Annotated in this window: 16 protein-coding genes; 11 read left to right on the plus strand and 5 right to left on the minus strand. The window is 72.0% G+C overall.

What is annotated here, in order from left to right; genetic code table 11:
* Positions 1–267: 267 nt before the first annotated feature.
* From OG943_RS02185 to OG943_RS02200, 4 genes are all read left to right on the plus strand, one after another.
* A complete protein-coding gene (locus OG943_RS02185; RefSeq protein WP_328607964.1) occupies positions 268–1,401 on the plus strand; it encodes a sugar ABC transporter substrate-binding protein in 1,134 nt (377 codons plus the stop codon).
* A gap of 96 nt (positions 1,402–1,497) precedes the next feature.
* Positions 1,498–2,271 (plus strand): ATP-binding cassette domain-containing protein, encoded by a 774-nt coding sequence (locus OG943_RS02190; RefSeq protein ID WP_328607965.1) that lies wholly within the window; start codon positions 1,498–1,500, stop codon positions 2,269–2,271.
* A gap of 20 nt (positions 2,272–2,291) precedes the next feature.
* Positions 2,292–3,725, plus strand: coding sequence for a sugar ABC transporter permease (locus tag OG943_RS02195; RefSeq protein WP_328607966.1), 1,434 nt, complete (start codon positions 2,292–2,294; stop codon positions 3,723–3,725).
* 23 nt (positions 3,726–3,748) lie between these two features.
* Positions 3,749–4,918, plus strand: a complete 1,170-nt coding sequence (locus tag OG943_RS02200; RefSeq protein WP_328607967.1) for an ROK family protein — start codon at positions 3,749–3,751, stop codon at positions 4,916–4,918.
* Between the two features lie 150 nt (positions 4,919–5,068).
* Here OG943_RS02200 and OG943_RS02205 read toward each other — a convergent pair whose 3' ends face one another.
* Positions 5,069–5,248: a DUF7455 domain-containing protein gene (locus OG943_RS02205; RefSeq protein WP_091617869.1), complete on the minus strand. Its 180-nt coding sequence runs from the start codon at positions 5,246–5,248 to the stop codon at positions 5,069–5,071.
* 341 nt (positions 5,249–5,589) lie between these two features.
* Here OG943_RS02205 and OG943_RS02210 point away from each other — a divergent pair, with 341 nt between their 5' ends.
* Entirely contained in the window at positions 5,590–6,381 is a 792-nt protein-coding gene (locus OG943_RS02210; protein WP_328607968.1) for an EamA family transporter, read from the plus strand.
* Positions 6,382–6,474: 93 nt separating this feature from the next.
* Here OG943_RS02210 and ileS read toward each other — a convergent pair whose 3' ends face one another.
* Entirely contained in the window at positions 6,475–9,591 is a 3,117-nt protein-coding gene (gene ileS / locus OG943_RS02215) for an isoleucine--tRNA ligase (protein ID WP_328607969.1), read from the minus strand.
* Positions 9,592–9,758: 167 nt separating this feature from the next.
* Between ileS and OG943_RS02220 the strand changes: the two genes are divergently transcribed.
* On the plus strand, positions 9,759–11,102 hold the full coding sequence (locus OG943_RS02220; protein WP_328607970.1) for a glutamine synthetase: 1,344 nt from the start codon (positions 9,759–9,761) through the stop codon (positions 11,100–11,102).
* 5 nt (positions 11,103–11,107) lie between these two features.
* The gene (locus OG943_RS02225) at positions 11,108–11,887 is read left to right on the plus strand and encodes a DUF6885 family protein (protein WP_328607971.1); all 780 of its coding nucleotides are present in this window, start codon (positions 11,108–11,110) and stop codon (positions 11,885–11,887) included.
* A 33-nt stretch (positions 11,888–11,920) separates the two neighbouring features.
* Here OG943_RS02225 and OG943_RS02230 read toward each other — a convergent pair whose 3' ends face one another.
* The 3 genes from OG943_RS02230 to OG943_RS02240 form a co-directional block, all read right to left on the minus strand.
* Entirely contained in the window at positions 11,921–13,378 is a 1,458-nt protein-coding gene (locus OG943_RS02230) for an APC family permease (RefSeq protein WP_328607972.1), read from the minus strand.
* A 77-nt stretch (positions 13,379–13,455) separates the two neighbouring features.
* Positions 13,456–14,106, minus strand: a complete 651-nt coding sequence (locus tag OG943_RS02235; protein ID WP_328607973.1) for a response regulator transcription factor — start codon at positions 14,104–14,106, stop codon at positions 13,456–13,458.
* On the minus strand, positions 14,103–15,302 hold the full coding sequence (locus OG943_RS02240) for a sensor histidine kinase (RefSeq protein WP_328607974.1): 1,200 nt from the start codon (positions 15,300–15,302) through the stop codon (positions 14,103–14,105). Before OG943_RS02240 ends, OG943_RS02235 begins: the two co-directional genes overlap by 4 nt.
* A gap of 110 nt (positions 15,303–15,412) precedes the next feature.
* Here OG943_RS02240 and OG943_RS02245 point away from each other — a divergent pair, with 110 nt between their 5' ends.
* Genes OG943_RS02245 through OG943_RS02260 form a run of 4 tightly spaced genes read left to right on the plus strand, consistent with a single transcriptional unit; the run spans position 15,413 to position 16,976 of the window.
* Positions 15,413–16,030 (plus strand): hypothetical protein, encoded by a 618-nt coding sequence (locus OG943_RS02245; RefSeq protein WP_328607975.1) that lies wholly within the window; start codon positions 15,413–15,415, stop codon positions 16,028–16,030.
* Positions 16,027–16,239, plus strand: a complete 213-nt coding sequence (locus OG943_RS02250) for a hypothetical protein (RefSeq protein WP_328607976.1) — start codon at positions 16,027–16,029, stop codon at positions 16,237–16,239. Before OG943_RS02245 ends, OG943_RS02250 begins: the two co-directional genes overlap by 4 nt.
* A 16-nt stretch (positions 16,240–16,255) precedes the next feature.
* Positions 16,256–16,651, plus strand: a complete 396-nt coding sequence (locus OG943_RS02255) for a hypothetical protein (protein WP_328607977.1) — start codon at positions 16,256–16,258, stop codon at positions 16,649–16,651.
* A gap of 43 nt (positions 16,652–16,694) precedes the next feature.
* Positions 16,695–16,976 carry a hypothetical protein gene (locus OG943_RS02260; RefSeq protein ID WP_328607978.1) on the plus strand — a complete coding sequence of 94 codons (282 nt, stop codon included), beginning with the start codon at positions 16,695–16,697 and terminating at the stop codon, positions 16,974–16,976.
* Positions 16,977–17,020 lie beyond the last annotated feature (44 nt).

The following is a 17,020-nucleotide window of genomic DNA, read 5'->3' on the forward strand; positions in this document are numbered from 1 at the left end:
TCACTCCGCGTGTCGCCGTGAGTCCGGCGGCGCCACCATCGACGGTCACGCTGAGTATGTGCCGGCGATCACTCCGTCAGGCGATTTACTCTTTCCGGACCGTGGTCGGGCCATGTTGCCGAACCGTGTCCAATTGGTGTCATTTAATCGATCCAGCTATCTTCCGCGAAGTCGCTCAGCGGCATATGTTGTCGGCCACAACATATGCGCGTCGGTGCGCCGGATCCCCGGATCACCGCCCGCGAGCATGATCCGGAAGGAACGAGGATGCGCAGCAGAACCCTTACCCTCCTTGCCGCCACGGTGAGCACCGGTCTGGTGCTGACCGCTTGCGGTGCCAACTCCAACTCCGGGGGCTCTGGGGACAGCTCCTCCTCGGCCTCCGCCCCGGCGGGCGGGGGCGCCAGCGGCAAGGTCGGCGTGATCCTCCCGGAGACCGCCACCTCCGCCCGGTGGGAGGCCTTCGACAAGCCGATGCTGCAGACCGCACTGCAGGCCCAGGGCTTCTCGGCGGACATCCAGAACGCCCAGGGCGACAACCAGAAGTTCTCGACGCTGGCCGACGGCTTCATCAGCCAGGGCGTCAAGGTCCTGATCATCGCCCCGTCCGACCCGGCGGTCGGCGCGGCCATCGAGGCCAAGGCGAAGACCGCGGGCATCCCGGTCATCGACTACGACCGTCCGAGCCTCGGCGGCTCGGCCGACTACTACGTCTCGTTCGACAACGAGAAGGTCGGCGAGCTTCAGGCCCAGGGCCTGGTCGACGCGCTGAAGGGCAAGCCGAAGCCCGCCATCGTGCAGATCGAGGGCGCGCCGACGGACAACAACGCCACCCTGTTCGGCGACGGCCACGACAAGATCCTCAAGCCGCTGTACGACTCGGGCGCCATGACGCTGGTCCGCAAGCAGGCCATCAACGACTGGGACCCGCAGCTCGGCAACACCACGTTCGAGCAGATCTTCACCAACGCCAACGGCAAGGTCGACGGCGTCGTGGCGGCGAACGACGAGCTGGCGGGCGCGGTCATCACCGTGCTGCAGAAGAACCACCTCAACGGCAAGGTCCCCGTCACCGGCCAGGACTCCACCGCGGCCGGCCTGCAGGCCATCCTGCGTGGCGACCAGACGCTGACGATCTTCAAGCCGATCAAGGAAGAGGCGGAGAACACCGCGAAGCTGGCCGCCGCGCTGGCGAAGAACGACACGGCCGCCGCCGACGCGATCGCCACGGGCAAGCTGCACGACCCGAAGAACAACCGTGACCTCAAGTCGGTCCTGCTGAACCCGCAGCTGATCACCATCAACAACGTCAAGGACGTCGTCACCCAGGGCTACGTCAAGGCGTCGGAGATCTGCACCGGCGACCTCGCCGCCAAGTGCACCCAGTACGGCATCTCCTGAGCTGACTGAGTAGCACACCCCGTTACCGCCGGGCCGGGATGCGTACCCCGACGACGCATCCCGGCCCGGTACCCACGCGAGAGATATGCGAACCCCATGAGCGAGCCCATTCTCGACATCAAAGGCCTGAACAAGAGCTTCGGCCCGGTCCACGTCCTGCACGACGTGAATTTCGCCGTGCGCGCGGGCGAGGTGACCGCGCTGGTCGGTGACAACGGCGCCGGCAAGTCGACCCTCGTCAAGTGCGTCGCCGGCATCCACCCCTACGACACGGGCACGGTGCTGTTCAACGGCGAGCCGGCCCACATCCACAGCCCCAAGGACGCGGGCGAGCTCGGCATCGAGGTCGTCTACCAGGACCTCGCGCTGGCCGACAACCTCGACATCGTGCAGAACATGTTCCTCGGCCGCGAGCGCGGCAGCCGCTGGCTGCTCGACGAGGCCAGCATGGAGAAGGCCGCGCGCGAAACGCTGGCGTCTCTTTCGGTGCGGACCGTGAAGTCCGTGCGCACGCCCGTTTCCGCGTTGTCGGGTGGCCAGCGCCAGACCGTCGCGATCGCGAAGTCGGTGCTGTGGAACAGCAAGGTCGTGATCCTCGACGAGCCGACGGCCGCGCTCGGCGTCGCGCAGACCCGGCAGGTGCTGGACCTGGTCCGCCGGCTCGCGGAGCAGGGCCTCGGCGTGGTCCTGATCAGCCACAACATGGCCGACGTCTTCGAGGTCGCCGACCGCGTCAACGTGCTGTACCTGGGCCGTCTCGTGGCGGAGGTCCAGACCAAGGACGTGAACCACAGCCAGGTCGTCGAACTGATCACCGCGGGCCGGTCGGGCGACCTCGGCTTGGCCCGCCCCGAAGCCGTCGCGCTGTGAGCAACGAGAAAGAACCGGACATGACTGAGACCCCTGCCAAGCCCGCGCAGCCGGACACCTCGGCGAACGCGATCGCCGACTTCGGCATCGACACGACGTCGATGTCCACGGGCGAGGCGATCAAGGACTACTTCGCGCGGATGAAGGACGGCCAGCTCGGGTCGATCCCGGCCGTGCTCGGCGTGATCGTGCTGGCGATCCTGTTCAGCGCCCTGTCGGGCGACTTCTTCACGCTGCGGAACATCGCGAACCTGCTCGCGCAGGGCGCGGGCCAGACCATCATCGCCATGGGCATCGTGTTCGTGCTGCTGCTGGGGGAGATCGACCTCTCCGCCGGCACCGCGTCCGGCCTCTGCGCCTCGGTGATGGCCCTGCACTACGTGCGCAACGGCAACCTGCTGGGCTCCATGGGCACGGGCGTGTTCATCTCCTTCCTGGTGGTGCTCGGCATCGCGGTCGTGCTGGCCGTGCTGCAGCGCATCTGGGCGGGCGCGGCGATCGCGGCGCTCGGCATCGTGGTCATCGCGATCGGCGTGCCGGTGAACGCGTGGCTCGAAATGCTGATCGCGATCTGCGTCGGCACCGCGATCGGCTGCATCACCGGCTTCCTGGTGTCGAAGATCGGCATGCCGTCCTTCGTCGTGACGCTGGCGCTGTTCATCGTCTGGCAGGGCGTGATCCTGCAGTTCATCGGCGAGGGCGGCACGCTGCCGATCAGCACCAGCGAAACGCTGAACGCGGTCGCGAACGGCAACCTGTCCATCGCGGGCAGCTGGATCCTGTTCATCCTCGCGGCCGGCGGTTTCGCGCTCGTCTCGCTGGGCCAGCACTTCTCCCGGCTCAAGCGCGGCCTGGTGGTCCAGCCGACGCCGATCGTGCTGTTCAAGGTCGGCGTCGTCGCGGTGATCGCCGCGGTGGCGACCTACCTGCTGACGATCAACCGCTCGTCGAGCAGCCTCGCGGTGATCGAGGGCGTCCCGTTCGTGGTCCCGATCGTGCTGGTGCTGCTGGTCGCGGGCACCTACGTGCTCAACCGCACCCGCTACGGCCGGCACATCTACGCGGTCGGCGGCAACAAGGAGGCGGCCCGCCGCGCCGGCATCAACGTGGCGAAGCTGCGCACCAGCGTGTTCGTGATCAGCTCGACCTTCGCCGCGATCGGCGCGATCGTCTACTCGTCGAAGATCGGCGCGGTCAACCCGCAGTCCGGTGGCCTCAACACGCTGCTGTTCGCGGTGGGCGCCGCGGTCATCGGCGGCACCTCGCTGTTCGGCGGCAAGGGCCGGATGATCGACGCGGTGATCGGCGGGACCGTGCTGGCCATCGTGACCAACGGGCTCGGCCTGCTCCAGCAGTCCTCGGCCGTGGTCAACATCGTCACGGGCCTGGTCCTGATGCTCGCTGCCTCGGTGGACGCGCTATCGCGGCGCCGAGCGGCTGCGTCGGCACGCTGACGCGTGATGGGACAATCAGGCCGGTGAGCAGCTCACCCGTCGCACGACCCGATGAGGTGCGCCGGCACAACCGCACGACGCTGCTCCGCCTGCTGCACGTCAGCGGGCCGAGCACCCGTGCGGTGCTGGCCACCCAGCTGGGGCTCAACCGCAGCACGATCAAGACGCTCGTCGACGGGCTCGCGGAAGCGGGGGTCGTCGAGGAGAAGGTGCCGAGGCCGGGACGAGGGGCGGGCCGCCCCTCGCTCCTGGTCCTGCCCCAGCCGCACGCGGCGGTCGTGCTCGCGGTCGACCTCCAGGTCGAGCACGTCGCGATCGCGCTGGTGGGGCTGGGCGGCCAGATCCTCGGCCGCAACAGCTGGAACCTGCACGGCCGGACGCGCACCCCGGACGAGGTGATCACGCACGTGATCGAGTCGGCGGCGGTGCTGGCGGGCGACCTCGGGGTCGAGCCCGTGGCGGCCGGGGTCTCCGTGCCCGGCGTCGTGCGGCGGGCCGACGGCTACGTCCACGAAGCGCCCAACCTGCGCTGGACCGACGTCGCCCTCGGCGAGCGGCTGAACGCCGTGCTGAAGATCCCGATCCTGGTCGGCAACGACGCGGAGCTGGGCGCCGTGGCCGAACACCTGCGGGGCGCGGCCCGCGGCTCGTCCGACGCCGTATACGTCTCCGCGGACGTGGGTGTCGGCGGCGGCGTGATCGCCCAGGGCTCGTCGCTGCGGGGCGGCGCGGGCTACGTCGGCGAGATCGGCCACATGGTCATCCGCCCGGGCGGACGGCCCTGTTACTGCGGCAGCAGCGGCTGCTGGGAGACCGAGATCGGCGAGGCCGCGCTGTGCCGGGCACTGGGCCTGCCGGAGGAAACCCCGCGCGGCGCCATCCTGTTCGAGCTGCGGGAGCTGTCCCGCAACCCGGAGGAGGCCGCGTCCCGGCTCGCGGAGTTCACCGAGTGGCTGACCCTCGGCCTGGTCAACGTGGTGAACCTGCTGGGCCCGCAGCTCGTCGTGCTGGGCGACCTGCTCACGGTGCTGCCGGAGTCGGTGGTGCGCGCGACCGCCGAGGAGGTCGGCCGGCGCAGCCTGGTCAGCCGCGCGGTCGGCGGCACCCGGATCGTCAGCTCGGCCCTCGGCGCGGACGTGAAGCTGCTGGGCGCGGCCGAGGTGGCCTTCGAAGTGGTCCTGGACACGGTCTGAGCCGTTCCCGCCCGGAACCACCCTCGCTGAACGCGCCGACCGCCTCGTGAAGACCGCCTCGTGAAGACCGCCTTGTGAAGACCCTGGAACGCCGGAAGCGGCAGGCGCATCGGGCGCCTGCCGCTTCCGGTCGAGTTCCTTGGGGACCCCTTACTTCTGGATCTCCGCGGCCAGCTCCTTGAGCTTGGCCTCGTGCTCATGGGCGTGGTGCCCGCAGAAGAGCAGTTCTCCTCCGGAGCTGAGCACGGCGCGTACTTGTGCCGCGGCCCCGCACCGGTCGCAACGGTCGACGGCGGTCAATTCGGGGCGGGTGAGCGTGGGTGATGTCATGGGGGGTCTCCCTCCGTCCCGGTACCGGTTGCCCGGTACCTCGATCCAGCTACGCCCACTTCGGCACTGATGCCTTCGGCGGGATCGCCTCCGGCTCCGCGGTGTTCGTGCTTCCACTCTTGCAGACGTTTGGCGGCCCGCAAGTGTTCCCGCACCGGTGGGACCTGTGTCACGCCGAATTACCCCGGTTGTCGTAATGGTTTCCCGATCCTTAGGACCAGATGCCCCGATGGCCCCTGTTTTCCGAGGTCAGGCACCATGCAGGGGTGGGTTCAGCACGCGTCGCCGACCGGGTCGGCACCATTCCGGCACCGGTCTTGTTCGTTCTCAGCGGAATTTCGATGTATGCCGGTGCGGCCATCGCGGTCGGCCTTTTCGGGCAGTCGACGCCGGCCGGCGTGGCTTGGCTGCGGTGCCTCGGGGCGGCCGTGGTGCTGCTCGCCTGGCGGCGGCCGCCCCGGGCCGCGTGGCGGGGACGGCGGCTGCTGCTGGCCGCCGCGTTCGGGGTCGTCACGGCGCTGATGAACGTGGCCTTCTACGAGGCCATCGCGCGCCTGCCGCTGGGCACCGTGGTCGCGCTGGAGTTCGCCGGCCCCGTGGTCGTCGCGGCTTGGGGGTCCCGCTCGCGCCGGGATTTCGCCGCGCTGGCGCTGGTGGCCGCCGGGGTGGTCGCGATCGCCGACGTCCGGCTCGAAGGCAGCGCGCTGGGCGTGGTGTTCGCGCTCGCCGCGGCGGCCGCGTGGGCGGGCTACATCGTGCTCGGCAAACGCGTCGCGGTGGGCGGCAACGGCCTCGACAGCCTCGCGATCGGCTTCGTGGCGGCGACCGTGCTGCTGTCCCCCTTGGCGTTCGGCACGGGAGAAGTGTGGTCTTCGCCACGTCTGCTCGTGCTCGGGATCGGTGTAGGGGTGCTCTCGACCGTGGTGCCGTACGCGCTCGACCAGCTGGTGCTGCGACGCGTCGGCCAGGCCCGGTTCGCCGTGCTGCTCGCCCTGCTGCCGGTGACGGCCGGGGTGATCGGCTTCGTGGCGCTGACCCAGGTGCCGAGCCTGACCGAGGCGCTGGGCACCCTCGCGGTGGTCGCCGGCGTCGCGGCGCGCGGCCGGGACAAGGCCGTGGTGCCGCCGGGCTGAGCGGACAGCCCGGCGGACGCCGGATCGGGCCAGGGCGGGCCGGAGCCGCGTCTCAGGCGGCCGAAGCGGGCTCCGGCCGCCCGGGACCACGGATCAGGTCCGGCGGAGCCAGAACGTGAGCCCCAGGCCGGTCTCCTCGTGCGGCTTCGCGTCCCAGCCCGGTTCGCCCGGTTCGAAGACGGTGGCCAGCACCTCCTCCGCGATCAGGTCGCGGTGCTCGGCGATCGCCCCGGCCGTCTCGTCGTCCGCCGTGACGTACCGCAGCTCGATCCGGTCGGAGACGTCCAGGCCACCGGACTTGCGGGCTTCCTGGATGAGCCGGATCGCGTCCCGGGCCAGCCCGGCGCGCCGCAGCTCCGGGGTCAGGGCCAGGTCCAGCGCGAGCGTGGCGCCCGTTTCGGAAACCGCGGACCAGCCCTCGCGCGGGGTTTCGGTGAGGATGACCTCGTCGGAGGAGAGCGGCACGGTCTCGCCGTCGACCACCACGCTCGCGGTTCCATCGGCGAGGTCCCGCTGCAGCGCCGCGGCGTCGGCCTCCGCGATCGCCTTCGCGACGGCCTGGACGCCCTTGCCGAATCGCTTGCCCAGCGGGCGGAAACCGGCCTTCGCGGTGATGTCCACCAGCGGGCCGCCCGCCTCGGCGACGCCCAGTACCGCGCCGACGTTCAGCTCGGCCGCGATCTCCGCGAGCAGCTCCGGGCCCAGCTCGTCGAAGCCCTGCGCCGAGGCCAGCGCGCGGGCCAGCGGCTGCCGGGTCTTCACGCCCGACTCGGCCCGCGCGGTGCGGCCCAGCTCGACCAGCCGTCGGGCCAGCGCCATCTGCTCGCCCAGCGCCGGGTCGGCGAGGCTCTCGTCCGCCACCGGGTAGGGCGCGAGGTGCACCGACTGCGGGGCGCCCGCCTCGACCGGCACCACCAGGTCCTGCCAGACGCGTTCGGTGATGAACGGCGTGAGCGGCGCCAGCAGCAGCGTCACGGTCCGGACGGCCTCGTGCAGCGTGGCCAGCGCGGCCGGGTCGCCGCGCCAGAAGCGGCGGCGGCTGCGGCGCACGTACCAGTTGGACAGGTCGCCGACGAAGGCGGCGAGCAGCTTGCCCGCCTCCTGGAGGTCGAACGCCGCCATCGCGGCATCGGTGCGGCGGACGAGTTCGTGCAGCTCCGAGAGCAGCCAGCGGTCCAGCACCGGCCGCTCGGCGGGCGCCGGGTCCGCCGCCGACGGCGCCCAGCCGGCGATGCGGCCGTAGAGCGCCTGGAACGAGACCGTGCTCCAGTAGGTCAGGAGGGTCTTGCGGACGGCCTCCTGGATCGTGGCGTCCCCGACCCGGCGGTTCGCCCACGGCGACCCGACGGCCGCCATGAACCAGCGCACCGCGTCGGCGCCGTGCCGCTCCAGTAACGGCATCGGCTCGAGCACGTTGCCGAGGTGCTTGGACATCTTGCGGCCGTCCTCGGCCACGATGTGCCCGAGGCAGACCACGTTCTCGTAGGCGGAGCGGTCGAAGACCAGCGTGCCCACGGACATCAGCGTGTAGAACCAGCCGCGGGTCTGGTCGATCGCCTCGCAGATGAACTGCGCGGGGTAGCTCTGCTCGAACCGCTCCCGGTTGCGGTGCGGGTAGCCGAACTGGGCGAAGGGCATCGAACCCGAGTCGTACCAAGCGTCGATCACCTCCGGCGCACGCCGGGCGGTCTTGCCGCACTGGCAGGCGAAGGTGACTTCGTCGATGTACGGGCGGTGCGGGTCGAGCCCGGTCAGGTCGCGGCCGGCCAGCCCGCCCAGCTCCGCGAGCGAGCCGACACAGGTGAGGTGGCCGTCCGGGCAACGCCAGATGGGCAGCGGCGTGCCCCAGTAACGCGACCGCGACAACGCCCAGTCCACGTTGTTGGTCAGCCAGTCGCCGTAACGGCCGTGCTTGATCGTCTCCGGGTGCCAGTTCGTGCTCTCGTTCTCGCGCAACAGCTTGTCGCGCACCTCGGTGGTGCGGACGTACCAGGACGGCTGGGCGTAGTAGATCAGCGCGGTATGACAGCGCCAGCAGTGCGGATAACTGTGCTCGTACGGCTGTTCCCGCAGCAGCAGCCCGCGGGCGCGCAGGTCGGCGACCAGCGGGGCGTCGGCCTCCTTGAAGAACATCCCGCCGACCAGCGGCACCCCGGCGTCGAAGGTGCCGTCGGGTCGCACCGGGTTGACCATCGGCAGCCCGTAGGCCCGGCAGCCGGCCAGGTCGTCGGCGCCGAAGGCCGGTGACTGGTGCACCAGGCCGGTGCCGCTCTCCGTGGTCACGTAGTCCGCGAGGATGACGAAGTGCGCGTCCGGCACCTCGACCAGGTCGAACGGGCGGCGGTAGGTCCAGCGCTCCAGTTCGCGGCCGGTGAAGGACTCGCCGGTGCGCGTCCAGCCGTCGCCGAGGGCCGGGCCGGCCAGCTCGTCGGCGACCACGACGCGCTCCTCGCCGTCGGTCGCCACCACGTAGACGGCCTCGGGGTGCACGGCCACGGCGGTGTTGGACACCAGCGTCCAGGGCGTGGTCGTCCAGACCACCAGCGACGTGGTGCCGGCCAGCGGGCCCGAGGTCAGCGGGAAGCGCACGTAGACCGACGGGTCGACGTCGGTTTCGTAGCCCTGGGCCAGCTCGTGGTCCGACAGCGCGGTCTGGTCGCGGGGGCACCACGGCGCGACCCGGAAGTCCTCGGTCAGCAGGCCGCGATCGAAGATCTGCTTCAGCGACCACCACACGGACTCGATGTACGCCGGGTCCATGGTCCGGTAGGCGTCGTCCAGGTCGACCCAGTAGCCCATGCGCTCGGTCAGCGCGGCGAACGCGTCCGTGTAGCGGGTGACCGACTCACGGCAGCGGTCCGCGAACTCGGCGATGCCGTACTTCTCGATGTCCGGCTTGCCGGCGAGCCCCAGCTCCTTCTCGACGGCGAGCTCGACCGGCAGGCCGTGGCAGTCCCAGCCCGCCTTGCGCGCGACGTGGAAGCCCTTCATCGTCTTGTAGCGCGGGAAAACGTCCTTGAAGACGCGGCTCTCGATGTGGTGCGTGCCGGGCCTGCCGTTGGCGGTGGGCGGGCCCTCGTAGAAGATCCAGCCGGGGCGGCCCTCGGACAGCTCCAGGCTGCGGGCGAAAATGCTGTTCGCGCGCCAGAAATCGAGCACTTCGTGGTCGAGGGCGGGCAGGTCGACCTGCCCCGGTACCGGCTTGTACATGACGTCCTCCCTCCGGCGCGCTCGACGCCGGCCAGTTCGGAAGGTACCCCGGGCCACCGCGCCGGTGCCGCTGCTTTTCGGGACACGGGCCGGGGCGTGGGTCACAGCCCGAGCGGATGGCCCGGACCGCGCCGGGCGGGGATACTGACCCCGTCCGGGAGGTGACGATGACCAAGGCGGCGTCCGCGGTGGCCAAGGAGCTGGCCGCGGCCGGGGTGGCCGGCGTCCACCTGGCCTGGGCCGACAACAACGGCATCCCGCGCTCCCGCATCGTGCCCGTCGGCGGCCTCGCCGGGGCCGCCGCGCGGGGAGTGGGCGCGACCTCCCTGTTCGCCGTCTTCGACAGCCACGACGCCATCACCTACGGCCACGCGGGCCTCGCGACGCCGTCGGGCGACATCCGGCTGGTGCCGGTGGTGGAGCGGATCCGGCGGCTGGCCGGGCAGCCCGCGCTCGCCTGGGCGCCGGCCCGCCAGCTCGCCGCCGACGGTTCGCCGTGGCCGTACTGCCAGCGCACGGTGCTGGAGCGCCAGGTCGCCGAAGCCGGGCGTCGCGGGCTGGAATTCCGGGCGGGGTACGAGCTGGAGTTCACCGTCGCGCCGGCCGGCAGGCGCTCCGAGCCCGGGCACCCCGGCCCCGCGTACAGCCCGCACGCGCTGGTGGGCCTGGACGGCTTCGTTACCGCGCTGCTGAACGACTTCGCCGCCAACGGCCTCGAAATCGGCCAGCTTCACGCGGAGTACGGCGCGGCGCAGCTGGAGCTGTCCCTGGCCGCCACCGACCCGCTGTCCGCGGCCGACGACCAGCTGCTCGCCCGCCAGACGATCCACGCCGCCGCCCACGCGCACGGGCTGGCGGTGAGCTTCGCGCCGCTGGTGGGCCTCGGCGCGGCGGGCAACGGCTGGCACCTGCACACGTCGGTGCGACGCCGGGGCCGGAACCTGTTGTCCGGTGAGGGTTTGCCGACCGGCGAAGGGGCCGCGTACGTCGGCGGGCTGCTACGGGACCTGCCCGCGCTGACCGCGATCACGGCGCCCAGCGTGCCGTCGACGTTGCGGCTGCGGCCGGGCTTTTTCGCCGGCGCGTATGCGTTCTGGGGCGTCGAGAACCGCGAGGCGCCGCTTCGGTACGTGCCGGGTTCGAAGCTGCTCGGGCCGGATCACGCGAACGTCGAGCTGAAGACGTCCGACGCGTCGGCGAACCCGTACCTGGCGCTGGCCGTGGTGCTCGCCGCCGGGATGGCCGGGATCGAGGACGACGCGGGCCTGCCTGAGCCGATCGGGGAGGACCCGGGCGGCTGGACCGAGGGCGAGCGCGAGACCCGCGGGGTGACCCGGCTGCCCGCGAGCCCGGCGGAGCAGGACGCGGCGCTGCTCGCGTCGCCCAGGGTTTCGGGCGCGCTCGGCGACGAGCTGCTCGGGGCGTTTCGCGCGGTGCGCGCGTCCGACGGGGCGTGGGCGGCGGAGCGCGGCGTCGAAGAGGTCGTCGCCGCACACCTGTGGCGGTACTGAGCCTGATGTCCTCTCGCGTCGACGGTGATCACACCGGACTGTCCCGGGTGTACTGGCTGCCCGGCGGCGCGCGGCTGGCCGCCGAAGCACGGGCGGAGCTGCCGCAGAAGGACGGGCTGGCCGCGGCGTTCACGGCACTGGCCGCACTGCGCGCCGCCGGGATCGCGGTGACGGACCAGGACGAGGTCGCCGTCGCGGCGGGCACCGTGCGCGGCTCGGGCGGACCGCCGCCGGGCGAAAAGGGCCGGCCGGACTTCCGCCTGCGCATCCCGTACGACGACGCGCGGGCGGGCACCTCGGCGGCGGGGCTGGCCTCGGCCGTCGAAACGCTCTCGGCGGGGCGGCTGCGTGTGGTCCCGGCGACGGGGGAGTGGACGGCCACGGCGCTGTTCGACCTGCTGGTGGCGCTGTGGGACCTGCCGCGGGTGGCGGTGATCGCCCGGGTGGACGCGGCCGAGCTGGGCGCCCCCGACACGCCGGAACGGGCGCTGCTCGACTACCTCGACACCGGCGTCCCTCCACTGTGGACGACGCGGTGGCGGCCGGCCGGCGGCCACCACGTGCTCGTCGCGGGAGTCCGGATCGGCGCGGAGGGCACGCTGCTGTCCGTTGTGGACACCTACCCGGTGCTGGGGGACAACGGGATCCACGACCAGCCGCTGGAATGGGTCACCGCCGCGCTGCGCGAGGAGCCGGGCACACTGCTGCTGGTCGCCGACGCGGAGCACGCGCAGACGCTCGAGCGGGCCGTGCTCGCGGCGGGCCTGGTGCCGCGAATGCCGTGACGGCCCCCGGGTGGAGGGCCGCCACGGCCCGCGTCACTCGGTCTTCGCCTGCTCGTTGCCCGGGGCCAGCCGGGAGTGCTTGCGGCCGTAGAAGAAGTAGATCAGCAGGCCCAGCACCAGCCAGGCGGCGAAGCGGATCCAGGTGAGCACGTCGAGGTTCAGCATCAGGTAGAAGCACGCCACCGCCGCGATGATCGGCACCACCGGCGAGAACGGCACGGTGAACGGCCGTTTCAGGTCCGGCCTCCGCCGCCGCAGCAGCGGCACGGCCACCGCGACGATGATCATCGCCGACAGCGCGCCGATGCTGACCATGTCGGCCAGCGCGGAGATCGGGACGAACGCGGCCAGCACGGCGATCAGGACGGCGCCGGCGATGGTCATCCGGTGCGGGGTGCCCCAGCGCGGGTGCGTGGTGCCGATCGCCTTGGGCAGCAGCCCGTCGCGGCCCATCGCGAAGCCGATCCGGCCGATGGTCACCAGCTCCACCATCATCACCGAGGTCAGGCCGGTCACGGCGCCGAGTGAGATCAGCGCGCCCACCCAGTGCTGGCCGACGCGGTCGAAGGCGTCCGCGAGCGGGGCGCCGGTGTTGATGTCGGTGAACGGGATCATGCCGGTCAGCACGATCGAGACGCCGATGTAGAGCACCGCGCACACGGCGAGCGCGCCGAGGATGCCGACGCGGAGGTCCTTGCGCGGGTTGATCGTCTCCTCACCGAGGTTGGCCAGCGCCTCGAACCCGGTGTAGGCGAAGAACACCACGGCCGCGGCGGTGACCATGCCCGCGACGCCGTACATGGTCTGCTCCAGCCCCAGCGCGGCCTGGATCACCGGCTGGTGCAGCGTGCTCGCGCCCGCGGCGGCGGGCTGAGACGGCGGGATGAACGGCGTCAGGTTGGCGCCCTTGATGAAGAACACGCCGACCACCAGGATCAGCACGCACACCGCGACCTTCACGACCACCAGGACGTTCGTCAGCCAGGCCGACTCCCTGATCCCCATGACCGCGACGACGGTGAGCACGGCGATGATGAGCACGGCGCCGACGTTCACTTTCGCGTCTTCGCCGAACCACGCCGGTGAGAGCCCCAGCAGGTTCGCCAGGTAGCCGGACCAGCCGCGCGACACCACGGCCGCGCCGAGCGCGAACTCGAGCAGCAGGTCCCAGCCGATGATCCACGCGAACACCTCGCCCAGCGTGGCGAACGCGTAGGTGTAGGCACTGCCGGCCGTCGGGACGCTGGACGCCAGCTCGGCGTAACACAGCGCCGCGAGCCCGGCGACGACCGCGCCGAGCACGAACGACAGCGTGACCGACGGCCCGGCGTGCGTCTTGGCCTCCACCCCCGCCAGGGTGAAGATGCCCGTGCCGATGATGATCCCGACGCCGAACCCGATCAGGTCGCGTCCCCGGAGCCGCCGCTTCAGCTCGCCAGAGTCCTGCCGCTTGAGGACCTCGTCCACGTCCAATGTTCTCCGCACACCCATGGGGGAACGTTAGAAGCTCACGGGCGCTCCCGCAGATCGGCTGGTCCGAGGGGAAACGCGGGTCCGGGGCGTCCGGGCTACTCCGTGGCGAGCCCGTTCTCCTGGGCCAGGATCGCCGCCTGGACCCGCGAGCGGAGGTCGAGCTTGGTCAGCACGCGGGAGACGTGCGTCTTCACCGTCGTCTCGCCGATGTGCAGGCGGGTGGCGATCTGGGCGTTGGACAGGCCGGCGCCGAGGCAGCCCAGCACCTCGCGCTCGCGGTCGGTGAGGTCGCCGAGGCCGGCCGGGGCGGCCGCCGGCTTGCCCGCGGTCCGCGCGAACGCCGTGATCAGCTTGCGCGTGACCTGCGGCGCCAGCACGCCCTCGCCGGCGGCGACGAGCTTGACGGCCTCGATCAGCCGCGGCGCCTCCACCGACTTGAGCAGGAAGCCCGCCGCGCCCGCGCGCAGGGCGGCGTGCACGTACTCGTCGAGGTCGAAGGTGGTCAGCACGAGGACCTGGGCCAGTCCCTCGGCGATGACCTCGCGGGTGGCGGTGATGCCGTCGGTGCCGGGCATCCGGACGTCCATCAGCACGACGTCGGGCTTCAGCGCCCGCGCCTGCCGGACCGCTGCGGCGCCGTCCGCCGCCTCGCCGACCACCTCGACGCCCTCGGCGTTGCCCAGGATGAGCATCAGCCCGGCCCGGATCGCGCCGTGGTCGTCGGCCACCAGCACCTTGACCGTCACGTTCGTCCCTTCGCCAGTGGCAGCTCCGCCCGGACCAGCCAGCCCGGGCCGGACGGGCCCGCGCTCAGCGTCCCGCCGACGGCACTCGCCCGTTCCGCCATGCTCGCCAGCCCGTGCCCGGTCCCGCCGGCGCGCGGTGCCGCCGTCCGCAGCTCGTTGCCGACTTCCACGGTCAGCAAACCGTGGTCGCGCCGAATGCGCACCTGCACCTTCGCACCCGGGGCGTGCTTGACCGCGTTGGTGAGCGCCTCCTGGGCGATCCGGTACGCGGTGAGGTCGACGGCGGCGGGCAGCTCGGCCGTACCGTCCACTGTGGAGTCCACCGTCACGTCCATGCCGGTGGCGCGCGCGGAGTCCACCAGGCGCGACAGCTCGGCCAGCCGCGCCGGGGCGGTGGCCTCGTAGCCCGGTTCGCCGTCCTCGGCGCGCAGCAGGCCGATCATCGCGCGCATCTCGTCGAGGGCGCTGACGCTGTTCTCCCGCACGGCTTCCAGCACCGCGCGCGACATCTTCGGGTCGGCGGCCATGGACAGCGCGGCCTCGGACTGGATCGCGATCGCGGACAGGTGCCCGGCGACCACGTCGTGCAGGTCGCGGGCCATCCGGGCGCGCTCGGCGGCCACCGCCGCGCGCCGGTCCAGCTCGGCGATCTTCGCCAGCTGCCCGGCGTTCGCGCGCTCGGTCGCGGCGATGTCGCGGTGCTGGCGGACGTTGGCCCCCCACCACACCGGCACCAGCAGGAACGGCAGGATCCCCAGCGCCGCGAGCACGGCCGTCCGCCACTGCACCGCCGCGACCAGCGCGGCCACCAGCACGGTCACCGCCGCGGCGGCCGCCACCCCGATCAGCACCCGGCTGGTGCGCCGCGAGCCGTATAGCGTGGCCGCGTAGAGGAAGTCGGTGTACACGACCACCACCGGCAGCGACGGGCCGAGGGCGAGGTCCGCCGCGAGCACGGCCGTCGCCAGGAGCACGCCGCCGGGCACCCAGCGGCGCAGGAACACCAGCCCGCAGAGGGCGGCCAGCTCCAGCAGCCGCACCCAGTGGCCGAACGGGTCGGGGCCGGGCAGCAGGCGGTAGATGTCGGACAGGTAGATCGCCAGGCCCACGGCCAGGACCGTCAGCGCGATGAGCCCGTCCTGCTGCCGGGCCGGCAGCTCACGCGGCCGCGGCGGGCGGAGGGATCCCAGGGGCACGCCACCATGAGAACACGGGCGGCCGCGGGCGGTCGTCCTCCTAACTGATGACCCGTTGATCATGCCGTCCGCCGACGCGGTGCCGGCCCGCCCGGCCCGATGCTTTCCCCATGGACAAGATCTGGACCTTCCTCGGGGACAACCCCATCACGTTTTTCATCGTCGGCGGTGAGGTGGCCTTCTGGCTCTTCATCGCAGGCGGGCTGGTCGCCCGCTACCCGCTGAAGATGAAACGGTTCAGCACCGTGCTGCTGGCCGCCGTGCCGGTGATCGACCTGGTGGTGCTCGCGGCCACCGTCGTCGACCTCTCGCGCGGTGCCCAGCCGAACACGGCGCACGGCCTCGCCGCCGTTTATCTCGGCTTCAGCGTGGTGTTCGGGCCGAGCCTGGTCCGCTGGGCCGACGTGCGGTTCGCGCACCGGTTCGCCGGCGGCCCGCCGCCCGCGCCGAAGAAGCGCGGCCGGGTGAAGGCCCGTCACGAGTGGCGCGAGTGGGGCAAGTGCGTGCTGGCCTGCGCGATGGCCGCGGTCCTGTTGCTCGCCGCGATCTTCGTGATCGGGAAGCCGGGCCAGGCCCAGCCGCTGTGGGACTGGCTGCCGCGCCTCGGCGCCATGGCCGGCGCCTGGCTGCTGCTCGGCCCGGTGTGGCAGGAGGTCTTCGGCTCGCGGTCGGGGCCGGGCGAGAAGGCGGCCCGGGGCAAGCCGGCCCGGCCGAAGGTGACCCGGTGATCGAGCTGGCCGGCATCCTCCTGGTGGCCCAGGGCGGCGGCGGGCTGATCAACCGGCTGGCCGGCTCCGCGAACCCGGGCTGGTTCGTCCAGCTGCACGTCCTGCCCACCTCGCTGCACATCGCGTCCAGCGTCGTGCTGCTGCTGGCCGGGACGGCCGTGCTGTTCCTGGAGCGGGCCAGAAAAGGCCGCCGCGACCGCTCCCGCTGAGGCTTACCATGGGCAGATGGCCGCTGTGACCGGCAGCGTGGCCGGGCCTCTCGTCCTCTTCGCCGTGGTCAGCCTCGCCCCCTCGGCGCTCTTCTGGTGCGCCCTCCGTATTCCGGCTCTCTACCGCTGGGTGCAACGCCGCCGGCCGCGCCCGGTGCCCGCCGGACCGCCGATCGAACGGCTTTCGGCCGATCTGCGGCGGGTGCGGCGCCAGCTGGCCGGCTACCCGCCCGGCACCCCGGCCGCCCGCCGTTACGGCACCCGCCAGGCTTACGACGAGCTGCTGGCGATGGCGTGCCGCGAGGTCGGCGTCGGCCACCGGCTCGCCGTCCTGCCGGAGGGCATCGACCGCGACCTCGAACGGCTGCGCGTGGAGGATTCGCTGCGACAGCACGGGCTTGTCGTCTCCTGAGCGTTTGTACGCGACGTGTACGCGGCTCGGCGACCCTGGGCGGATGCGACGACGAGGGATACTGGCCGGCCTGGTGGCCGTGCTCCTGCTGGCGCTGGTCCCGGCGGCCGCGCAGGCGGCCGCGAGCTTCCCGAAACTCGACCCGGCCACCGTCGATGGCTACCGGCTGACCGCGGGCAGCACGTTCGCCACCTACGGCGCCCAGGTCGCCCAGCTGGAGAAGACCGCGCAGCTGACCCGTCGCGGCCTGCCGGAGATCCTCGGCTCGGCGAACCGCAAGGCGCGCCCGCTGTGCCACGGCACCTACTGTGCTGTTCGCTGCTAATCCGACGGCAGCCACGGCGGAAAGGGTTTCTACGAGCAGATCGG

The organism is Amycolatopsis sp. NBC_00345, from assembly GCF_036116635.1.
Taxonomy (GTDB): Bacteria; Actinomycetota; Actinomycetes; order Mycobacteriales; family Pseudonocardiaceae; genus Amycolatopsis.

Excerpts from the sequence above, each read along its gene's own strand:
- OG943_RS02190 (WP_328607965.1), top strand. The coding sequence starts at position 1,498 with ATGAGCGAGCCCATTCTCGACATCAAAGGCCTGAACAAGAGCTTCGGC.
- OG943_RS02255 (WP_328607977.1), top strand. The coding sequence starts at position 16,256 with ATGGCCGCTGTGACCGGCAGCGTGGCCGGGCCTCTCGTCCTCTTCGCC.
- OG943_RS02205 (WP_091617869.1), bottom strand. The coding sequence starts at position 5,248 with ATGACATCACCCACGCTCACCCGCCCCGAATTGACCGCCGTCGACCGT.
- OG943_RS02225 (WP_328607971.1), top strand. The coding sequence starts at position 11,108 with ATGTCCTCTCGCGTCGACGGTGATCACACCGGACTGTCCCGGGTGTAC.
- OG943_RS02260 (WP_328607978.1), top strand. The coding sequence starts at position 16,695 with ATGCGACGACGAGGGATACTGGCCGGCCTGGTGGCCGTGCTCCTGCTG.
- OG943_RS02230 (WP_328607972.1), bottom strand. The coding sequence starts at position 13,378 with ATGGGTGTGCGGAGAACATTGGACGTGGACGAGGTCCTCAAGCGGCAG.
- OG943_RS02245 (WP_328607975.1), top strand. The coding sequence starts at position 15,413 with ATGGACAAGATCTGGACCTTCCTCGGGGACAACCCCATCACGTTTTTC.
- OG943_RS02195 (WP_328607966.1), top strand. The coding sequence starts at position 2,292 with ATGACTGAGACCCCTGCCAAGCCCGCGCAGCCGGACACCTCGGCGAAC.
- ileS (WP_328607969.1), bottom strand. The coding sequence starts at position 9,591 with ATGTACAAGCCGGTACCGGGGCAGGTCGACCTGCCCGCCCTCGACCAC.
- OG943_RS02220 (WP_328607970.1), top strand. The coding sequence starts at position 9,759 with ATGACCAAGGCGGCGTCCGCGGTGGCCAAGGAGCTGGCCGCGGCCGGG.
- OG943_RS02185 (WP_328607964.1), top strand. The coding sequence starts at position 268 with ATGCGCAGCAGAACCCTTACCCTCCTTGCCGCCACGGTGAGCACCGGT.
- OG943_RS02210 (WP_328607968.1), top strand. The coding sequence starts at position 5,590 with ATGTATGCCGGTGCGGCCATCGCGGTCGGCCTTTTCGGGCAGTCGACG.